The sequence below is a fragment of the Pseudoalteromonas haloplanktis ATCC 14393 genome (genome assembly GCF_000238355.1).
GTDB lineage: Bacteria > Pseudomonadota > Gammaproteobacteria > Enterobacterales > Alteromonadaceae > Pseudoalteromonas > Pseudoalteromonas haloplanktis.
In genome coordinates this window covers 122,737-143,745 of the sequence record NZ_AHCA01000008.1, presented here as the reverse complement: position 1 = coordinate 143,745, position 21,009 = coordinate 122,737, and the positions used below count along the sequence as shown (strand labels likewise).

The window sequence follows — 21,009 nt, the reverse complement described above, 5'->3', positions numbered from 1 at the left end:
TTCAGCTTAGGAGGTAAATGATGAATAAATTAATAATGGGGCTGTGTACAGCCCTTATCATCAGCAGTCCAAGCTTTGCGGCATACGAACGCAATAAAGCTGTGCCTGTACAGCAAGTCCTGTTTGGTAATGTGCAATCAGTGCGTAACATTACTGAACAAGAGCTTGTGCAAGACAAAAATAGTGGTTGGAAAACCTTTGGTGGTGCCTTACTTGGTGGTGTGATCGGTAATCAATTTGGCGGCGGTAGCGGTCGCACGGCAGCAACAATTTTAGGCTCTGTAATTGGTGGCAGCGTTGCACATAACCGCCAACAAGGCAGTCATTATAACCAATATCATTTGGTTGAATTGATGATCAAAGTTGAAAACGGTGAACAATTTATGGTGGTGCAAGACAAAGACAGTCAAATGACTTTTAACACCGGTGACAGCGTACGCTTAGTGTATTTATCAGATAATACCGTCCGCGTTGATAAAGCCTACTGATAGCAACAAATTAGTTACATTAAAAAAGCGAGTCATCATTAAATGATGAACTCGCTTTTTCTTTTTTTCAGATCCCAGAATCACTGGCTTAGCTTTGTCGATAATGATTAAAAAAGCGCTGCATCTTACCCATCGCGGTGGTTAAATCATCTTTATTTGGTAAAAACACCAACCTAAAATGATCTGGGGTTGGCCAGTTAAATGCCCTACCATGCACTAATAATATTTTTTCCGCTTTGAGTAAATCAAGAATCATTTTTTCATCATTTTTGATATTAAAACGTTCTGTATCTACTTTAGCAAATGCATACAAAGCTCCTTTGGGTTTGGTACAAGAAATCCCCTCAATCGCATTCAAACCACGCCATGCAATATCGCGCTGCTCATACAGGCGCCCTCCAGGATTGATTAAATCATCAATTGATTGCACACCACCTAATGCTTGCTGAATAGCGTATTGCGCTGGCACATTAGCACATAAACGCATTGATGCTAAAATATCTAAACCTTTGCGTAAATCATCCATCATCGCCGTTCGGCCACTGAGCACCATCCAGCCCATACGTAACCCAGCTGCGCGATAAGTTTTAGCTAAACCATTAAATGTAATGATTGGTACATCATCGCATAATGCGCCTATTGAGCTGTGTGTGATACCGTCATATAAAATCTTCTCGTAAATCTCATCACTTAATAACAACAACTTATGTTCTCTCGCAATATCTATAAGCTGCTGTAATAAGGCATTATCGTATACTGCACCCGTTGGATTATTTGGGTTGATCAACACCAAGGCTTTAGTTTTTGAGGTGATTTTACTACGAATATCAGCAATATCAGGGAACCAGTCTTGTTCTTCATCACATAAATAATGAACAGGATTACCCCCTGCCAATTTAACTGACGCAGTCCATAACGGGTAATCAGGTGCTGGGATCAACACTTCATCATCATTATTAAGTAACGCCTGGGTCGTCATTTGAATTAATTCACTGACGCCGTTGCCAATATAAATATTATCGACGTCTAAATTATATAAACCGCGTTGTTGATAGTGCTGATAAATAGCCACACGGGCTGAGTAGAGGCCTTTCGAGTCACAATAGCCTTGGGCCGAATAAAGGTTACGAATAATATCACGATGCATATCTTCTGGCATATCAAAGCCAAATGCCGCGGGATTACCAATATTCAATTTTAAAACTTTTTGGCCTTCATCTTCCATTTTGCGTGCCTGTACTAATACGGGCCCACGAATGTCATAACAAACGCCTTGTAATTTATGACTCTTTTTAATTTCTGACATTTTTACCTCTACTAGTGGAACAACTAGATTACCCTAGCAAAGGGGCCAAATACTAGTGTATTTATGGCCTTAAAACTGAAATAAATTCACGTCTGAGTATCTAACGACTTTGCAACCAATCAGTTAACTTAGCTTTTGAACCTGCAACTTGACTATCGAGTAATTGTGATGCCTCAATTGCCTGCGCTAAGTTATTACTGTTTAAGCTTTGCTCTATTTCCCTTGCCACATCAGATAAACTACTGGCGCCAAATTGCGCCGCGTTTGACTTCAAACTGTGCGCATGGCGACTGGCAACTTGAATATCATTATGGATAGTGGCTAATACTTCTGAGCCTAAACGTTCAAATTCAGCGCAACAAAATACCAATGTATCGCTAAATTGCTCTCCTAATAACGATTCCATACTTTCCAATGCATTTTCATCAATGATGATCGTATTCATTTTTTATCCTTTTTTTACTCATGCAGCACTACATCAGTAACCTATGTTAATTCTATACTTTATCGTTGTCTCGAAAAAAAACCAACTAATAGTCTCATTCCGCGTATAATTAAATGGTTTTTCAATAATTGACGATTAAATAGATTATTTTATGTCTCGTACGCTGTGTGAACACTGTAAATTTAGCTTATCAACGTGTCTTTGTGAAGATTTATCCGTGCTTGATAATAAACTTAAAATTATTATTTTACAGGACCCTAACGAAATAAAAGTCAGTAAAAACACCGCACGCTTACTCACATTGTGCCTTAGTCAATGTGAGCTCATTATCGGTGAAACACAGGCTGATTTCAGCCTATTAGAAGCATTACCTGTCGCATCAACAGCACTGCTCTACCCAGATCAAGATGCCGTGTTATTAGATGATGCTGGTATAGCAACAAAAACATTCGCCGAGCAATTGAGTCATTTAATTGTACTGGATGGTACATGGAAAAAAGCATTTAAAATAATGCAGTTAACACCTTCATTAAACAACTTTAAAAAAGTCAGTTTTGCCACCATTCCAAAAAATCGCTACCGTATCCGTAAAGCGCCTCGTGCAGATAGTTTGTCTACCTTAGAAGCCGTAGCGCATAGCTTGATGTTAATTGAAAATGCCAATACAACGGGCTTATATCAAGCATTGGATGCGCTTAATAATAAACAAACTCAGTTTATGCCTGAACATGTTAAAGCGCGTTATCAAGCAAAATGACGGTTAGAAGTCGCTTAAAGCGCGGATTTTATCGCCACGGCCCTGATTATCGCTTTGATGACCAAGTTGATTTTAACGATATTCGCGATACATTTGGTTTTCGTACTATGGTGGTAGGTAAGTGGGTTAATAAAGAAGAGCGGTTTATTAGTGCTAATCTGATCTATGATGCGCTGGCTGATTTAGCACAGATTTTGCAACTCCCTCCCAGCGCGATTGGCCTTCGAGGAAAACTAAACTTTGCATTTGGTCACGGTGGGCAACAAAACGTCCAAGCGCATTATAATAGCCGCACACGTACTCTAGCTCTGGCAAAAAATGCCGGTGGTGGTGCCCTCGCCCACGAATGGTTTCATGCTTTTGACCATCATATTGCAGGTCTGGTTTTTCCAGAACACCCTAAGAGCTATTTTGCATCCAAGTTATGGCTTGAGCATACTCTAGTGCCATCTCATCCGCTTAACTTAGCGTTAAATCAATTTTACCAAGGCGTATTTTTAGAACCAAGCGGTAAAAATGCCAACCACTATGTTCAACAATGTATTGCATATGATAAACATCATGGCCAATATTATATGAGTATGCCTGAAGAGTTAGCTGCACGTTGTTTTGAAGCCTGTATAGCCCATAACGAGCAAATCATTAATCATTTTTTAGTATCAGATATCAGTGGATCAGGCCTTATTTATCCTGACAGTGACACGTTAATAACCTGTAATAAAGCACTTAATAATTATTTTTCTCAATTAGGTCAGTTACTGTTTGCCCATCGCTTGTAACTAACGGCGTGGTTTCAAGGTGTTGCTCAAGCCACAGCATATATGCATCAAACGCTAAAGGCCGTGAAAAATAATAGCCTTGGCCAATTTCACAACCGTAACTTTGCAATTTAACCATACTTTGACTGTCTTCAATTCCTTCAGCAACCACATAAGAGCCCAATGATTTAGCTATATCGCACGTTGCCCGACAAATAGTTTGGTCGTTCTTTGAATACTCAATGTTCATCACAAACTGCTTATCTATTTTTATTTCATCAAAGCCCATTTTGCTTAGATATGCCAACGATGAATAACCTGTACCAAAATCATCAATGGCTATTTTAACCCCAATTAAGCGATAATCATTGAGTGCATTCTTTATGTCTACACCTTCAAAAAGCGTCGCTGACTCAGTCAGCTCTAACATGATGTTATTGGCATTGAGCTTAAACTCATCTAACAGAGTAATAAATAACACTGGTAAATCTTTACGCAGCAAATCTTTAGCAGAGATATTGATTGAAACAATATGCTCCGGTAATAATGCGGTGATTTGTTTTTGATAGAGCAAGGCTTGGGTAATAACCCATTCGGTTAGATCTGAGATCATCCCCGCCGATTCAGCTATCGGAATAAATAAATCTGGCGGCACATGCCCCAATTGTGGATGAGCCCAACGCAATAAAGCTTCACCGCCATGTATTTTTCCTGTATTTAAGTCAACCTGCGGTTGAAAAAACAAGCTAAGTTGATCGCATTCAATCGCTTCTTTTAAGGCTGATGCAATGGCTATACGGCGCTGCGAAAGAGTCACATTTTCGATATTAAACATGTGCCAACGCTCGCCATGCAATGGCTTCGCAGCCAATGCTTGTAAGCCACGCTGGATCAGTTGCGAAGAGGTACTTGCATGTAATGGGTAGTTTGCTACGCCTATATCAACTTTATCAATTAAATGAAGCCGTTTATGAGTAATGCCATCTGCAAATACACTGTTGATCACACATACTAACTGCTCAATTTGGCTTAACTCTAATTTCCCTATTATCACCACTGCATAGGTACTGTCATCAAGCCTTACAATGCAATCTAACCCTTGTTTATTGGTCTCAACACACAATACGTTCATTGAAGCTAACTGCTGTGCTAACTTACCCATAGTCACTTTTATATGCTCATTGACATGCTCATAACCAAAATTAGCCCGCGCATTCAATAATACTGCAGGCCTAAATAGCAATATGGAATGAGCAGTAGCAAGTTTTACTAATCCATCAAGGCGTTTTATAAGCAACCGTTTATTCGGTAATTTTGTTTCGTCGTCGTGACTAAGGCTAAAAGTGTATTGTTTGACCCGTTTACGTTCATGGTTTAGCAACATCACCACAAATAACAACGCATTTATGACAATCAACAACTCGTTAAATGGGTATAACGGTGATCCTGCCACTAACGAAGCTTGCCAACACAATGTTTGTAAAATAACAGCACTCGCGACTATTAAAAATTCATACGACGCTGCTTGCTTAGTATGGGTACGCCAATAAAAAAATAAATAACTTAGTAATACCAACATACAGCCCAAACTTAAAGTTACCACAATAAAATGGACGGATTGCTTCATAAAGCAGCTTAATATTGCCGTAACACATAATAAACTAACATACGCTAATAACTTATATTGCCGTGGTTTTATAATATTGCGTGACTGCAAGTAATGGATAAAACACCCAACAACCACCGCAAGTGAAATTACTTGAAGTGACAACTGCAGCTTCGCATACCAAATAGGTAAAAGTGCACCACTAAAATAATTGAATGCCCCTTGTGCGATTAAAAACTCAATTAATACACAGCCAAGATAAACAAGTAAATAAATTGATTTAGCTTGCTGTGACAAAATATAAACGATGCTAGAGATTATAATGCATAGCAGTAATAAGCCCGTAATTATTATAAAATCTCGCAGCCTACTGTTTACCACCGCGATAAATTGTTGGTCAGAAGCAAAGCCAATATTGATCCAACCATCATCATTGTGGCGGGCAAAGATCACCCCCCAATGCGCACTATCCGTGTTAAATACACTGTGCGGCAGCACTTTATTAATTAGACGGTGAGTATCATTATTTACAGCCGCAAGCTGATCAAAGTTATCATCTAGCGTGTAAAACTCAACGTGTGATAAATGAGCATTATCAGCATATATAACAGCTAACTTTGATTGCACCTGTTTCGATAAATCAATAATAAACCAATAGTCTTGCTTAGCTTTTATTCTAACGTGGGCTAAATCTGATTTCGTTTGGGTCGCTATTGCATTTTGTAGTAAAGGTTTTACCGTTGTAAAAGAAGCATTCGCTGGCACAATCCAGCCAGTAACTGTGGGATCACTTGCAGCGTTCACACACGATGAGGCTGCAATACTCAAAAGTACTAGCAAAAAATTGATTAACACTGTTCGTGCGAATGTACTTACTTGAACCACTGTCACTCCATGTGCTTTGAACATACCTAGCTAATTAGCTTCAAGTTTTCGAACATCATTAACATTAAAAACAAAGCAGTGATTACAACGTCATGCGCGATATTACGTTTATGAAACATTGAATTATCTACTTTAATATTATTTAGCTATGCGTATTACAAAAAGGTAACTAAAGTATGGAAGTATTAAGTGAAATTGCCAGTAATTAGCACAATGGATATTGTTTTTTAAGCAGTAACAAGGCTTACACTGCGGTAAGCCCCTATTTTAGAACTGTATTTTAATTAATTGCTATCGTCACTGATACGACTGGCAACCGCACTGGTTTGATCTTTATACTTCGCATCTTTACGCGTGTTGTACGGGTTTTCAGCAGGCCCTGACATCGTTTCAAAACTCATAGCACCAATTTTCATCATCGGTCGCAGTGCAAGAGGCAACTTACCTGAATTATAGAATTCTAATACAATATTTCCTGACCAGCCTGGATCAATCCGATGTGCGGTAACATGTACCATCAACCCCAATCGGGCCAATGACGAGCGACCATCAAGCCAACCAACTATATCAGCAGGTAAGGTCACTTTTTCATGAGTCACTGCCAGTGCAAGTTCACCTGGATGTAAAAAGAACGCATCGCCCTCCTTTAGTACAATTTCATCGCTCATTATCGATTCCATCGCTTTATTAAGCTGATCCTTTGGACCGCTTAAATCAACATATGCAGCAGTATGATCTTGAAATACACGAAACTTATTACCTAAGCGTAAATCTACCGTTACTCCAGAGATCATCTCATCAGTTGGACTTGGCTCAATAATAATACGTTGTTGGGCAATATATTCTTTAATGTGGGTATCTGATAATCTCATTAGTTAATCATCCGTAATCACAATCTCAACTGAGTCATGATGGGGTTGTTGATAGTAAAGCGTACTGGCAATTAAACGCGCAGCATCTGCATACGTTTTACTCACAGCAGCTTGGTTATCCATTGCTATTAATTTGCCCTGCTCTGAGTATTCACGAATATCAATTGCCAGTGGAATTTTCGACAATACAGGCACACCGTGACGTTGAGCTAATTTAATTGCACCATCCTTACCAAATACATGATTTGGTTCACCACAGTGCGAGCATAAAAAGTGGCTCATATTTTCAATCATACCTAACACTGGCACATTGACTTTATTAAACATGGCAATGCCTTTTTGTGCATCTGCCAATGCTAAATCTTGTGGAGTGGTCACAATAACGGCACCACTGGCTGGCACTTTTTGGCTCATTGTTAATTGAATATCACCGGTGCCTGGTGGCATATCCACAATCAGATAATCAAGTTCACCCCATGCCGTTTCGTTAAGTAACTGATTAACCGCCCCCGAGGCCATTGGCCCACGCCATACAGTGGCGTCGTCACTGGGGACTAAAAAACCAATTGATTGTGCTTTAATGCCATTAGCATCGAATGGGAGTAATTGTTTATCATCTTGTGCCGTTGGCGCAGCGCCACTTAAGCCCAGTAACATCGGAATAGACGGACCATAAATATCCGCATCTAGAATCCCAACTTTAGCACCTTCAGCATTAAGCGCGCCCGCCAAATTCACAGCTGTCGTTGATTTACCTACCCCACCTTTGCCAGATGCAACCAGTACAATATGTTTTATAGATTTAAATTTACATGCCTTAGGCAGCTCAACATGGGCGTTGATCACCACGGTTTGCTTTAGCTTTTGACTGACAAATTCAGCCACTTTTGGCATTTCAGACAGAGCAGCAAATGGCAGCGTTAAATTGAGCAATACTGAGTGATCACTTTGCAGTTCAATACCATTGATAAATTTTTCATCAACGCCAACTGCAAAAGCAGCACTGCGATACCCTGCTAAAGCAGCAATGATCGGTTGTTTTTGCACCGATTTAGAAGAGAATAGTTTCGACAGTCCAAACATAGCAATAAAATAGTGTTTCTTTGATGAAAATTGCTTCGGAATTATGTAACATTCAGGGCATTAACACCAGTCAATTAATGAAAATCGGCTAACCACTAAGGTGTTTCCTTTAGGTTTGCTGATAATATTATGATTTTCATCCGTTCCCTCACCGGAACCGTCAATTCGGAATGATTATGGCACAGCGAAAGATCCTCATTACCAGCGCATTACCTTATGCCAATGGCCCAACACATTTAGGCCATTTATTGGAATATATTCAAACTGATATTTGGTCACGTTTTCAAAAACTGCAAGGCCACGAAGCTTATTATGTTTGCGCCGACGATGCCCATGGCACACCAATAATGCTCAATGCGCAAAAGCAAGGGATCACGCCGGAAGAAATGGTTAAAAATGTCAGTATTGAGCGTCAACGTGACTTTGCTGATTTTAATATCAAATTTGATAACTATCACAGTACCCACAGCCAAGAGAACAAAGAACTAAGCGAACTTATTTATAATCGCTTAAACGACGCAGGTCATATCAAAAAGCACACAATTTCCCAGCTATTTGACCCTGAAAAAGGCATTTTCTTACCCGATCGTTTTGTAACCGGCACATGCCCAACATGTAAGTCTGAAGACCAAAATGGCGACAGCTGCGATGCATGTGGTGCAACATACAGCCCAACAGAGCTTATCAACCCACGCTCTGTAATGTCGGGTGCTGAGCCGATTTTGAAAGATTCGGAGCATTACTTTTTCGATTTACCCGCGTTTGAAGGCATGCTCAAAGAATGGCTGCACTCGGGTACTATTCAACAAGAAATGGCTAACAAGTTAGACGAATGGTTTGCCGATGGTCTACAGCAATGGGATATCAGCCGTGATGCACCTTACTTTGGTTTTGAAATTCCAGGCGCACCAGGTAAATACTTTTATGTATGGTTAGATGCGCCAATTGGTTACATGGCCAGCTTTAAAAATCTGTGTGACAAACAAGGCATTGACTTTGATACATTTTGGCAAGAAGGGTCAGACGCTGAGCTTTATCACTTTATCGGTAAAGATATCATCTATTTCCACAGCTTATTTTGGCCAGCAATGCTTGAGGGCGCAAAATTCAGAAAACCAACCAATGTATTCGCCCACGGTTTTGTCACCGTTAACGGCGCGAAGATGTCTAAATCAAAAGGCACGTTTATCAAAGCGCGTACTTATTTAGATAACTTAGACCCTGAATTTTTGCGCTATTACTACGCTGCTAAACTAAACAGTGGTATTACCGATCTTGATTTAAACTTAGAAGATTTTGCACAACGTGTAAATTCAGACTTAGTAGGTAAAGTGGTTAATATCGCTAGTCGCTGTGCCGGTTTTATTACTAAAAAGTTTGACGGTAAATTAAGTGACACAGTCATGGAGCCGCAATTACTAGCTGAATTTCAAGCCGCTAGCGAGACGGTTGCTCAACACTATGAAAACCGTGACTACAGCCGTGCAATTCGCGAAATAATGGCGCTTGCTGATAAAGCCAACCAATTTATTGATACCGCAGCTCCCTGGGTATTAATTAAAGACGACACAAAGCAAGAAGAAGCACACCAAGTCTGTTCGCTTGGACTTAACTTATTCCGCGTGTTGATGACTTACTTAAAGCCAGTATTACCCGGTATGGCGGCCAATGTAGAAGACTTCTTAAATGACGGCCTAGCTTGGCAAGGCGCGCAAACTGCGCTTGTTAGCCACCCTATTAATAAATTTAAACCGTTAATGCAACGTGTTGAAATGGATAAAGTGAACAAAATGGTTGAAGAATCAAAAGAAAGTTTATTAGCCGCAAAAGAAAAAATAGACCCTAATAGCCCACTAGCTAAAGAGCCAATTGCCGCCGAAATCGAATTTGACGATTTTGCCAAAGTAGATTTACGTGTAGCGAAAATAGCCAAAGCAGAGCACGTTGAAGGCGCTGACAAGCTACTAAAACTAACCCTCGACTTAGGCGGTGAAACACGCCAAGTATTTGCAGGTATTAAATCAGCGTACGCGCCAGAAGATATCGAAGGCAAACTCACTGTAATGGTGGCAAACTTAAAACCACGGAAAATGCGCTTTGGTATGTCAGAAGGCATGGTATTAGCAGCAGGCCCTGGCGGTAAAGAAATTTATATACTCAATCCAGATGATGGCTCAGAGCCTGGCATGCGAGTAATGTAACTTAACGTTTAAACAGTAAACTACTAAAAAGCCGTTGTTTTAACAACGGCTTTTTAATTACCTAACTCATCAACTAATACCGATAATTTGGCTTCGTCTTTCCAGAAGAACAACATCACGCCAAGTATCATGCATTTTGCCAAGCTTTTCACGAATACCAAGTCGGCGAAAGTTATTATTTAAATGGAGTTGAATACTCGCTAGATTTTCTGGAAAAATAGCCGCTTGTAGCGTCCATATATTATTTTTTTCAGACTCTACGATAAGCTGTGCTAATAGTTTATGGCCTATTCCTTTTCCTTGCGCTGCTTTAGACACATAGACACTCACTTCAGCGATGCCTGAGTACACATCTCGATTAGATACTGGTGACAAAGCAGCCCAACCACAAACATGACCATTGTCTTCAGCCACAAGGCGAGAATGATCATGCATAGAATTATGCCATTCATCCCACGTTTTACTAATAAGTTGAAATGTGGCATTGCCGGTATCGATGCCTTGTTGATAAATTTCTTTTACGGCTGGGTAATCTAGCTGTGTGAATTTGCGAATAAACACCTAACTTTCCTTGAAAATTGACGAGCAGATAAAACGACTCATTTTAATTTAACTACATCATACGAATTAAAACACAAAAACCCATATTGCCTGAGCAATATGGGTTTTTCTATACATTGTACGTTTTATAAAGAAAGGTATTCTTTAGCGCGGGTAAGATTATGAGAAACCATTGCACTGTCAGCAATTTGCGCTGCTTCGTATAAATCTGATAAGCCAGCAGCATCGTTTTTAGCCATCATGCGTGACACACCACGATTACTTAAGGCGTATGAAGTAAGCTCGCGTACTTTAAGCTTTGACTCACGGCTTTCTTTTAATAGCGCAATTGCTTTAGTACATATTGCTTCTGCTTGCTCGTAGTTTTTTGATTTAACATTCAGGGCACAGCTGTTAAATGACTGCTCAAGAGGTTGTGGTGCAGTTGCCGTTTCAATAACCATTAATTTGTAATCACTGCCACCTGCCATTGCAGCGGCTGAGCAAGTTAATAATGAGCTAAGTGCGATGGTTTTGATTAGTGTACGTTTCATGATTATTTTCCTAATTGCCTATTTGATTGTTTACCTGAGTCGTGTCGTCTGTGTTGCCGACAATTGAACTTTAGAGTGTTAGCTCAATTTCGACAAACGATAAAAATAAACTCGATAGGTGAAGAAAATTAACCTATCGACTTTAGTCTAATACCTGCGGACCTTTGATGGTTTAAATTCACTCATACAAAGGGCAAAATTTTCACATACAACTGTAAATTCAAGCGAGAGAGATAAACAGGCCTTAGAGTTTTACGAGCACATTGTTTTTGCCAGGCGGTTAACCCATTGCAAGTGAGCGTAATTACAAATATATTAGCGTAAACCACTAAGTAGCAGCATTTACTCATTCCTGATGCCTTTGCACACATTACTGCGGCTGCTTAGCTACTGATAATAACTCACTCATTGGGATGAATATTCCCAACAGCGCCAAACTCACCTTAAGTCAAAATCAAAAATACCTAGAGCTGGTTTGTAACTAAGCAATAAAAAAGTGACTGTAATCGTTCTCGCTCTCATAAAATAAAAACAGCGTTGTCCAACTAATAGCCGCTTTAAAATCTTATGCGTGTTTAATTTATACCAATCGTGTTAAGTTACTGACCATTTATAGCGACAAATAAATGGAGTGATAACAAGGCATAAATTTTGATATGTAGTTGTTCTACATAAAAATTTATAACGTAGTTAGCGCTTTATTTAGCCCGCTAGAATGGTTAAATATTTAAGTCGATTGGTATTAGAACATGAACGCTCATTTCAACTTAAACTGGTGATGATTTGTGCATCGAGCACCTTTGCACTCTCAAGCGTTGCCAGTACTTTTACTGTTGCGCCATTCACTAAACATAAATTGGGGGCAACATGCCCGATATCAGCGTCAATGATCACTGGGAATAAACATTCACCAAGGGATCGCTGAAGTGCTTGATAATATTCACTGTGTTGCTCTGAACTACTACTTGCGCCGTTTCTGCCAATAATTAAGCCATTTATATCGCTTAGAATGCCACTCAATTTAAGCGCGATTAAAAACCGCGATAATGCATTGGCATTAAGTTCGGCATTTTCTAAATATAAAACTAAGCCATGGAGTGCAAAGTGCTTTTTAAATTCATCCAGCGCCAAAAATGGAGATGCGAGTAATAAACCTAAAGTGTCTAAACAGCCACCAAATAGCCGCCCAGATAGTTCTACTTCACGGTTATCTTTAACATTTAAACAACGCCATTGGCTTGGTTGTGTAAGTGTAAATAGCGCATCAGGTGTATGAGCATAATTGATTACATCAGTTTGATAATACGGTGCAGGCGTTTGCATAAATTCACTGCCTGGAGCAAGCTCAAGCGTTTTGAACACTTGTAAGCAATGTGTATCTAGCTCGTTTGGATGCAGCTGCATTAAGTTCGTACAATGTAATGTAGCCCAGCCACAACGTGCAGTTAATACACAAGCAAGCGTACTGACGTCTGAAAATCCGACTAGCCATTTCGGGCGAGCCTGTTTAATTGCATTAAAATCAAGATATGGAAGTACTTCCATAGCAAGTTCACCACCCCAAGGCGGCATAATTGCAGCAATACTGTCATCAACTAAAAACGCCATTAACTCATCAGCGCGTTGCTTTGCAGGGCTACTTTGTTGCCTTAAACATTCGCCCTCCACGACTTGGTAGCCACGGTGTGTTAAGCCGCTAAGTACACAATCTAGGCGTGGGTGGAAGTGACTATCAACACCGGATGAAAAGGCGCAAATGGCAATTTTATCACCATTTTTTAATGCATCAGGAAAAGTGATGGCTGTCATCAACATCTACAAATTATCAATACGTTAGCTTAACGTAGCCAATTTATTAAAGAATGTCGAGTTTGTTCGCGGTATAAAAAACCGATGCAAGCATCGGTTTTTAAAAGCGTGAAAATGAGTAAAGTATTAAATGTACTGTACTTCAATAACTTCGTATTCAACATCACCATTTGGCGTTTTAATGATCACAGCATCGTCTGCTTGTTTACCAATTAAACCACGGGCGATTGGTGAGTTAACCGAAATACGATTGTTTTTTATATCCGCTTCATCATCACCGACAATTTGGTAGGTTACTTCAGCATCGGTTTCAACATTTACAATTGTTACCGTAGTGCCAAAGATAACTTTACCTGTGTTTGGTAATTTAGTTACATCAATAATTTGTACATTTGAAAGCTTAGCTTCAATTTCTTGAATGCGGCCTTCACAAAAACCCTGTTGCTCACGCGCAGCATGATATTCAGCGTTCTCTTTTAAGTCACCGTGTTCACGTGCATCAGCAATGTCTGCAACGATTTTTGGACGGGTAACTGTTTTTAATTCGTTAAGTTCTTTACGCAGTAAATCAGCGCCACGAACTGTCATCGGAATTGATTGCATACTTTTCTCACTTAATCCCAAGGCCGCGCATAACGGCCTTGGCACATTTCCTTAGTTCAATCTTAGGTGTAATTCTTGAACTGACGTTACTTTGCTACGGTCGTCTGCTTGGTTAGCAGTACAGTTAGCAAACGCCGCATTAAGCGTCGTCGTATAGTTAGTTTTGTGTTGCAATGCACCACGACGTAACACCTTCGAATCTTCGATCGCTTGGCGACCTTCGGTGGTATTAACGATATAGCTATACTCGCCATTTTTGATTCTATCAAGAATATGCGGGCGACCTTCGAATACTTTGTTTACACGGCGTACCGCGATGCCAGCATCTTCAAGGGCTGCAGCTGTACCACCTGTTGCGTCTAATTCAAAACCAAGATCGGTCATGGTTTTAGCTAGTTCAACAATACGTGGTTTATCGCTATTACGCACAGATAGTAACGCGCGGCCACCGCGTGGTAAAGTGTTGCTTGCACCTAATTGTGCTTTTGCAAAGGCTTCAGCGAATGTATCGCCCACACCCATTACTTCACCGGTTGAGCGCATTTCAGGGCCACGGATTGGATCCACGCCTTGGAACTTAGCAAACGGCAGTACGACTTCTTTTACGCTGTAGTAAGGAGGAATTACTTCTTTAGTAATACCTTGACTTGCAAGCGATTGACCCGCCATACAACGAGCTGCAACTTTAGCAAGTGCAACACCCGTTGCTTTTGATACAAATGGTACAGTACGTGCAGCACGCGGGTTTACTTCGATTAAATACACTTTGCCATCTTTAACAGCAAACTGAGTATTCATCAAACCAACTACGCCAAGCTCAAGTGCCATATCAGTTACTTGCTTGCGCATTACGTCTTGCACTTCTTGTGATAACGAGTGTGCTGGTAACGAACAGGCTGAATCACCTGAGTGAACACCAGCTTGCTCGATGTGCTCCATGATACCACCGATGATCACTTGCTCGCCGTCGCAAATTGCGTCAACGTCAACTTCAATCGCGTTATCTAAGAAACGGTCAAGTAACACCGGCGCTTCATTTGATGCAGATACCGCTTCGGTCATGTAACGACGTAAGTCTTGCTCGTCATACACAATTTCCATTGCACGGCCGCCCAATACATACGAAGGACGCACAACCAGTGGGAAACCGATTTCAGCTGATTTAGCAATGGCTTCTTCAGTTGATGTTACAGTCGCGTTCTCAGGCTGTAGTAAGTCTAGGCGTTCAACAAGTTGCTGGAAACGTTCACGGTCTTCTGCACGGTCGATTGCATCCGGTGAAGTACCAATGACTGGCACACCATTCGCTTCAAGGGCACGAGCAAGTTTAAGTGGCGTTTGGCCACCGTATTGCACGATAACGCCTTTTGGCTTTTCAACACGAACGATTTCAAGAACGTCTTCAAGGGTAATTGGTTCGAAGTATAAACGGTCTGAGGTATCATAATCGGTAGACACTGTCTCAGGGTTACAGTTAACCATGATAGTTTCATAACCGTCTTCACGTAACGCAAGTGCAGCATGAACACAACAGTAGTCAAACTCAATACCTTGACCAATACGGTTAGGACCACCACCGATAACCATGATCTTATCTTTGTCAGATGGCATTGCTTCACATTCTTCATCGTAAGATGAGTACATGTAAGCAGTGTCTGAGCTAAACTCAGCGGCGCAGGTATCAACGCGCTTGTATACAGGCACGATGTTTAATTGATGACGCTTTTTACGAATTTCAGCTTCAGATACACCGGCAATTTCAGCGATGCGTGGATCTGCAAACCCTTTACGCTTTAACTTACGTAGGAAGTCTGCATTTAAACCAGCCATGCCAACTTCAGCGATTTTAGCTTCATCTTTAAGAATGTCTTCGATTTGAACAAGGTACCAAGGGTCAATCTTAGTCAGTTCAAATACATCATCAACGCTCATACCATGGCGCATTGCATCTGCAATGTACCAAATACGCTCAGCACCAGGCTCGCGCAATTCACGGATGATTTTTTCTTTCGCTTTCGGGTCATCAAGCGCCACAATCGGGTTAAAGCCCGTTGCACCGACTTCTAGGCCACGTAATGCTTTGTGTAATGACTCTTGCTGGTTACGACCAATCGCCATGACTTCACCAACTGACTTCATTTGCGTAGTTAGACGGTCATTAGCACCGGCAAATTTTTCAAAGTTAAAGCGTGGGATCTTAGTTACAACGTAATCAATTGATGGCTCAAACGATGCAGGTGTTTTACCACCGGTGATATCGTTTTGTAGCTCATCAAGGGTGTAACCTACAGCAAGCTTTGCTGCGATTTTAGCAATCGGGAAGCCCGTCGCTTTTGACGCAAGTGCTGATGAACGTGATACACGTGGGTTCATCTCGATGATAACCATACGACCATCAACTGGATTTACACCAAACTGTACGTTTGAACCACCGGTTTCAACACCAATTTCACGTAATACTGCCATAGAGGCATTACGCATGATTTGGTATTCTTTATCGGTTAGGGTTTGTGCTGGAGCAACCGTGATTGAGTCACCGGTGTGCACGCCCATTGGGTCAAAGTTTTCAATAGAGCAAACGATGATACAGTTGTCTTTTTTGTCGCGAACAACTTCCATCTCATATTCTTTCCAGCCAATTAATGATTCATCAATCAATAATTCGCTAGTTGGCGATAAGTCTAAACCGCGTTCACAAATCTCTTCGAACTCTTCTAAGTTATACGCAACACCACCACCGGTACCGCCCATAGTGAAAGAAGGACGAATGATACATGGCAAGCCAATTCGCGTCATCGTGTCGCGGGCTTCTTCCATTGAGTGTGCGATTTCAGCACGTGGACATTCTAAGCCGATGTTTTTCATTGCAACATCGAAACGCTCACGGTTTTCTGCTTTGTCGATTGCATCCGCTGTTGCACCAATTAGCTCAACGCCGTGCTTAGCCAATACACCATGCTTATCTAAATCAAGTGCACAGTTTAATGCCGTTTGACCACCCATGGTTGGTAATACTGCATCTGGCTTTTCTTTTTCAATAATTTTTTCAACAACTTCCCAGTGAATTGGTTCGATGTACGTCGCATCTGCCATTTCAGGGTCAGTCATAATTGTTGCTGGGTTTGAGTTAACTAAGATAACTCGATAGCCTTCTTCTCTTAGTGCTTTACACGCTTGAGCACCAGAGTAGTCAAATTCACAGGCTTGGCCGATAACAATCGGGCCTGCGCCTAGGATAAGAATGCTTTTTATGTCGGTACGTTTTGGCATTGTTACTCCGGTATAATTAGTTGTTACGTGCTTGCATCAAGTCGATGAAGTGGTCAAATAATGGCGCTGCATCGTGCGGGCCTGGGCTTGCTTCTGGGTGACCTTGGAAGCTAAACGCTGGCTTATCAGTACGATGAATACCTTGCAAAGTGCCGTCGAATAACGATTTATGCGTTGCACGCAGGTTTGCAGGTAAGGTTGCTTCATCAGCTGCAAAACCGTGGTTTTGTGCAGTGATCATAACGACATCGCGGTCCAAGTCTTTCACCGGGTGGTTACCACCGTGATGACCAAACTTCATTTTTACTGTTTTTGCACCTGAGGCAAGGGCTAACAATTGGTGACCTAAACAAATACCAAAAATTGGTGTATCTGTTTCTAAGAAGGTTTTAATTGCTTCAATTGCGTATGTACACGGCTCTGGGTCACCTGGGCCATTTGATAAAAAGATACCATCTGGATTAAGTGCTAACACGTCGGCTGCCGAGGTTTGTGCAGGTACAACGGTTAATTTACAACCACGGTCTACAAGCATTCGTAAGATATTACGCTTTACACCGAAGTCGTAGGCAACAACATGAAACTTCTCATCTTCTGCGTTTAAGGTTTTAAACCCTTCACCCAGTGTCCAGCTTGATTCATTCCACTGGAAGCTTTCCTTGGTTGAGACTACTTTTGCTAAATCCATGCCTTTTAAGCCTGGGAAGGCTTGCGCAGCTGCGAGCGCTTTGTTTTCATCGATATCATCACCAGCAACGATACAACCGTTTTGAGCGCCTTTATCACGCAAAATACGAGTAAGCTTACGAGTGTCGATATCTGCAATACCTAAGATATTGCGTTGTTTTAAGTAATCATCTAACGATTGCTCGTTACGAAAATTACTTGCTAGCAGTGGCAAATCACGGATCACAAGGCCTTTCGCCCAAATGTGACTCGCTTCTTCGTCTTCGCTGTTAGTACCCGTATTACCGATATGTGGGTACGTCAAAGTTACGATTTGTTCCGCGTATGAAGGGTCGGTCAGAATTTCCTGATAACCAGTCATAGACGTATTGAATACTACTTCACCGACTGACATGCCGTCAGCGCCGATTGCAGTACCGCGAAACACTGTGCCGTCTTCTAGAACTAACAGAGCGGATTTAGTCAAGTTAACCTCCTAACAGTAAAAAACGGGAGTAAAGTCATTTGCTTTACTACCCGTTTATAGCGATTGGAAACACGCAATTATGAATTTTTGGCAAATTGGCGCTATTCTATAGTAATTTCGCATTTAGGTCTAACCCTATTTCAATAATTACTAAAAATAAGCGCTATTAGCAAAAAAAACCACCAAAGCGCCAAAAATGCAAGAAAACTACTTCAAGTCAAGCACATCTTGCATATCATAAAGTCCTGCAGGCTTATTTTTCAACCAGCCTGCAGCTCTTACTGCGCCTAATGCAAAGGTCATTCGAGAGCTTGCTTTATGAGTTAATTCAAGCCTTTCGCCAGAAGTTGCGAAATATGCAGTGTGTTCACCAACTATGTCGCCGCCTCTGAGCACCGAATAACCGATTTCATTTTGCGATTTTTCTGTTTCTATTTTGCTACGGTCAAACACCGCCACTTCATCGTGATCCCAGCCTTTTGCCTGTGCAATTGCTTCACCAATCGCTAAGGCAGTTCCCGATGGTGCATCGATTTTATGGCGATGATGCGCTTCAAAAATTTCAATATCTAGATCATCACCAAACTTAGTGGCGGCGGTTTGCACTAAATTCAACAATAAATTCACGCCCACGCTGTAGTTACGCGCGAACACAATTGGGATCTGCTTAGCAGCTGTTTGTAATGCCAACATATCATCGCTATCTAAGCCGGTTGTGCCTATAACCATTGGGATGTTTTGCGCGACAGCGGTTTTTAAATGTTCACGCATGCCTGCCCGAAGGGTAAAGTCAATCAGTACATCAATATTAGTTACACTGCGCTCATCACTAAAATTAATTGTGGCAGGTGCGGCACTATTTAATTGATTAACTGCAATATTTAATAACGGTGAACTACTACGTACATAAGCTGCACCTAGCTCGGCATGATTATTTTTATGTGCGGCTTCAACTAACGCCAAGCCCATTCTTCCGTTTGCGCCAAATACGCCAATTCGATTCATAGTTAATTAACCTTTGTTTTTATGTTGGCTAGATTTTATCTAAAACTCATGTAATAGTCAGGTAAGCCTATTAAAAATAATAATAACAGATACCCATAGACTTTAGCCATCTATACATTTAAACTTCTTTTTTTGCGCCGATTTGGTCTTTGGCTTGCGGGCGCTGTTGAGCTACTTATCACTTTGATAAGGCAAACAACTAAATGCTGCTAAAAGAGGGATGTTTTGGCTGTTTAGTTGTCTATGAGTTATCTAACGAGGAATATGATGCAGCCATCATTTAATAAAACTAATGCAAAGTTATCTTTGCTGCCGCTACTTACATTTGTTGCCTTATTTTTAGGCGCAGGTTTATACCTGCAATCACAAGGGGTTGATTACGCCTTTTATCAACTCCCTGCCCCTGTTGCGATTTTACCGGCGATCATGCTGGCGTTTATTCTCAATAAAAACACCATTAACCACAGTGTGGAAACCTTTATAAAAGGTGCTGGCCACAACAACATTATTACCATGTGCTTAATTTACTTGCTTGCAGGTGCTTTCTCTGCGGTGGCAGGTGCTACTGGCGGTGTCGATGCGGTTGTTAATGCCGGTTTATCTCTTATTCCACCAGCATTATTATTACCGGGTTTATTTTTAATTGCCGCAGTGGTATCCACCGCCATGGGAACGTCAATGGGTACTATCGGTGCAATTGGCCCAATTGCTTATGCGGTTTCCATTAAAACAGGTATTGATCCTGCGTTAATGGCAGGTACTATTGTATCTGGCGCCATGTTTGGTGATAACTTATCTATTATTTCCGACACCACAATTGCCGCAACCCGTACACAAGGCTGTGAAATGAAAGATAAATTTCGTGAGAATTTAAAAATTGCCTTGCCTGCAGCTGTCCTTACCATTGGTTTATTATTCTTTTTAACGCCTGCTGCACAAGCCGTTGAAACTAAAGACTATGATATTCTACTGGTACTGCCTTATGCCTTCATTTTAGTCCTGGCAGTCATGGGATTTAATGTATTTGTAGTGCTGTTCAGCGGTATAATATTTGCGGCACTGATGGGCTTTACCGGCAGTTATGAAGGCGCCAGCTTTGTAAAAGACATTTACAAAGGTTTTACGGATATGCAGGAAATCTTTTTACTGTCGATGTTTATTGGCGGCTTATCTGAATTTATTCGCATTAATGGCGGCTTAGATTACATAGCGCAAAAGATTCAAGCAATCACAAAAGTTATTGCCAAGTGGCATCGCAAAGTGGCTGACCAATTGGGTATTGCAGCTTTGGTAATGACTAGTAACTTATGTATTGCTAATAATACCGTGTCTATCATTGTTGCCGGCCCAATTGCTAAAAAGCTTGCTGATGATGGTGAGATCAGCGGTAAGCGCTCTGCCAGCTTACTGGATATATTTGCCTGTGTTACTCAAGGCTCTTTGCCGTATGGTGCACAAGCACTGCTATTGGGGGCGACCTTTAAAATTAGCCCGTGGCAAGTGTCTACTTCTTCGTACTACTGTTTTATATTAGCCTTTACCGCAATTGCAGTGATCTGTTTGCGTCGTAATAAGGCATAAACTGCCAATATTAGTTTAGCCAGATACGCTAACTTTCAGCGTATCTGCTATAATCTCGTTTTTGGATATATAACCTTTAAATTCGAGATAAAA

General features: G+C 41.1%; 17 protein-coding genes. 5 read left to right on the top strand and 12 right to left on the bottom strand.

Annotated elements, in window-relative coordinates; translation table 11 throughout:
• Positions 1–20 precede the first annotated feature (20 nt).
• Positions 21–488, top strand: a complete 468-nt coding sequence (locus PHAL_RS0115285; protein WP_016709297.1) for an outer membrane lipoprotein — start codon at positions 21–23, stop codon at positions 486–488.
• A gap of 88 nt (positions 489–576) precedes the next feature.
• Here the strand turns inward: PHAL_RS0115285 and PHAL_RS0115280 are convergent, their stop codons facing one another.
• Together PHAL_RS0115280 and PHAL_RS0115275 are read right to left on the bottom strand one after the other, a co-directional pair.
• Positions 577–1,794: a pyridoxal phosphate-dependent aminotransferase gene (locus PHAL_RS0115280; protein ID WP_016709296.1), complete on the bottom strand. Its 1,218-nt coding sequence runs from the start codon at positions 1,792–1,794 to the stop codon at positions 577–579.
• A gap of 100 nt (positions 1,795–1,894) precedes the next feature.
• On the bottom strand, positions 1,895–2,239 hold the full coding sequence (locus tag PHAL_RS0115275; RefSeq protein WP_016709295.1) for an Hpt domain-containing protein: 345 nt from the start codon (positions 2,237–2,239) through the stop codon (positions 1,895–1,897).
• Positions 2,240–2,390: 151 nt separating this feature from the next.
• Between PHAL_RS0115275 and PHAL_RS0115270 the strand changes: the two genes are divergently transcribed.
• Positions 2,391–2,996: a tRNA-uridine aminocarboxypropyltransferase gene (locus PHAL_RS0115270; protein ID WP_016709294.1), complete on the top strand. Its 606-nt coding sequence runs from the start codon at positions 2,391–2,393 to the stop codon at positions 2,994–2,996.
• Complete coding sequence (locus PHAL_RS0115265; protein ID WP_016709293.1) at positions 2,993–3,775, top strand: CLCA_X family protein; 783 nt, start codon at positions 2,993–2,995, stop codon at positions 3,773–3,775. Before PHAL_RS0115270 ends, PHAL_RS0115265 begins: the two co-directional genes overlap by 4 nt.
• Here PHAL_RS0115265 and PHAL_RS0115260 read toward each other — a convergent pair.
• The 3 genes from PHAL_RS0115260 to apbC all read right to left on the bottom strand — a co-directional run bounded on the left by PHAL_RS0115260 (position 3,723) and on the right by apbC (position 8,200).
• Entirely contained in the window at positions 3,723–6,269 is a 2,547-nt protein-coding gene (locus PHAL_RS0115260; protein ID WP_036981163.1) for an EAL domain-containing protein, read from the bottom strand. The genes PHAL_RS0115265 and PHAL_RS0115260 overlap by 53 nt on opposite strands.
• Positions 6,270–6,529: 260 nt before the next feature.
• On the bottom strand, positions 6,530–7,117 hold the full coding sequence (gene dcd, locus PHAL_RS0115255; RefSeq protein WP_016709291.1) for a dCTP deaminase: 588 nt from the start codon (positions 7,115–7,117) through the stop codon (positions 6,530–6,532).
• Between the two features lie 3 nt (positions 7,118–7,120).
• Complete coding sequence (gene apbC / locus PHAL_RS0115250; RefSeq protein ID WP_016709290.1) at positions 7,121–8,200, bottom strand: iron-sulfur cluster carrier protein ApbC; 1,080 nt, start codon at positions 8,198–8,200, stop codon at positions 7,121–7,123.
• Positions 8,201–8,376: 176 nt separating this feature from the next.
• On the opposite strand from apbC, the gene metG reads away from it, so the two are divergent.
• A complete protein-coding gene (gene metG / locus PHAL_RS0115245; RefSeq protein WP_016709289.1) occupies positions 8,377–10,401 on the top strand; it encodes a methionine--tRNA ligase in 2,025 nt (674 codons plus the stop codon).
• Between the two features lie 69 nt (positions 10,402–10,470).
• Here the strand turns inward: metG and PHAL_RS0115240 are convergent, their stop codons facing one another.
• The 7 genes from PHAL_RS0115240 to dapB form a co-directional block, all read right to left on the bottom strand.
• Complete coding sequence (locus PHAL_RS0115240) at positions 10,471–10,962, bottom strand: GNAT family N-acetyltransferase (protein ID WP_016709288.1); 492 nt, start codon at positions 10,960–10,962, stop codon at positions 10,471–10,473.
• A gap of 125 nt (positions 10,963–11,087) precedes the next feature.
• Entirely contained in the window at positions 11,088–11,495 is a 408-nt protein-coding gene (locus PHAL_RS0115235; RefSeq protein WP_016709287.1) for a hypothetical protein, read from the bottom strand.
• Positions 11,496–12,257: 762 nt separating this feature from the next.
• Positions 12,258–13,304, bottom strand: coding sequence for a S66 family peptidase (locus PHAL_RS0115230; protein ID WP_016709286.1), 1,047 nt, complete (start codon positions 13,302–13,304; stop codon positions 12,258–12,260).
• Between the two features lie 126 nt (positions 13,305–13,430).
• The gene (gene greA, locus PHAL_RS0115225; RefSeq protein ID WP_016709285.1) at positions 13,431–13,907 is read right to left on the bottom strand and encodes a transcription elongation factor GreA; all 477 of its coding nucleotides are present in this window, start codon (positions 13,905–13,907) and stop codon (positions 13,431–13,433) included.
• 51 nt (positions 13,908–13,958) lie between these two features.
• Positions 13,959–17,177 carry a carbamoyl-phosphate synthase large subunit gene (gene carB / locus PHAL_RS0115220; protein WP_016709284.1) on the bottom strand — a complete coding sequence of 1,073 codons (3,219 nt, stop codon included), beginning with the start codon at positions 17,175–17,177 and terminating at the stop codon, positions 13,959–13,961.
• A gap of 16 nt (positions 17,178–17,193) precedes the next feature.
• Positions 17,194–18,330 carry a glutamine-hydrolyzing carbamoyl-phosphate synthase small subunit gene (carA, locus tag PHAL_RS0115215; protein ID WP_016709283.1) on the bottom strand — a complete coding sequence of 379 codons (1,137 nt, stop codon included), beginning with the start codon at positions 18,328–18,330 and terminating at the stop codon, positions 17,194–17,196.
• 207 nt (positions 18,331–18,537) lie between these two features.
• Positions 18,538–19,335: a 4-hydroxy-tetrahydrodipicolinate reductase gene (gene dapB / locus PHAL_RS0115210; RefSeq protein WP_016709282.1), complete on the bottom strand. Its 798-nt coding sequence runs from the start codon at positions 19,333–19,335 to the stop codon at positions 18,538–18,540.
• A gap of 267 nt (positions 19,336–19,602) precedes the next feature.
• Here dapB and PHAL_RS0115205 point away from each other — a divergent pair, with 267 nt between their 5' ends.
• Positions 19,603–20,916, top strand: coding sequence for a Na+/H+ antiporter NhaC family protein (locus tag PHAL_RS0115205; RefSeq protein WP_016709281.1), 1,314 nt, complete (start codon positions 19,603–19,605; stop codon positions 20,914–20,916).
• Positions 20,917–21,009 lie beyond the last annotated feature (93 nt).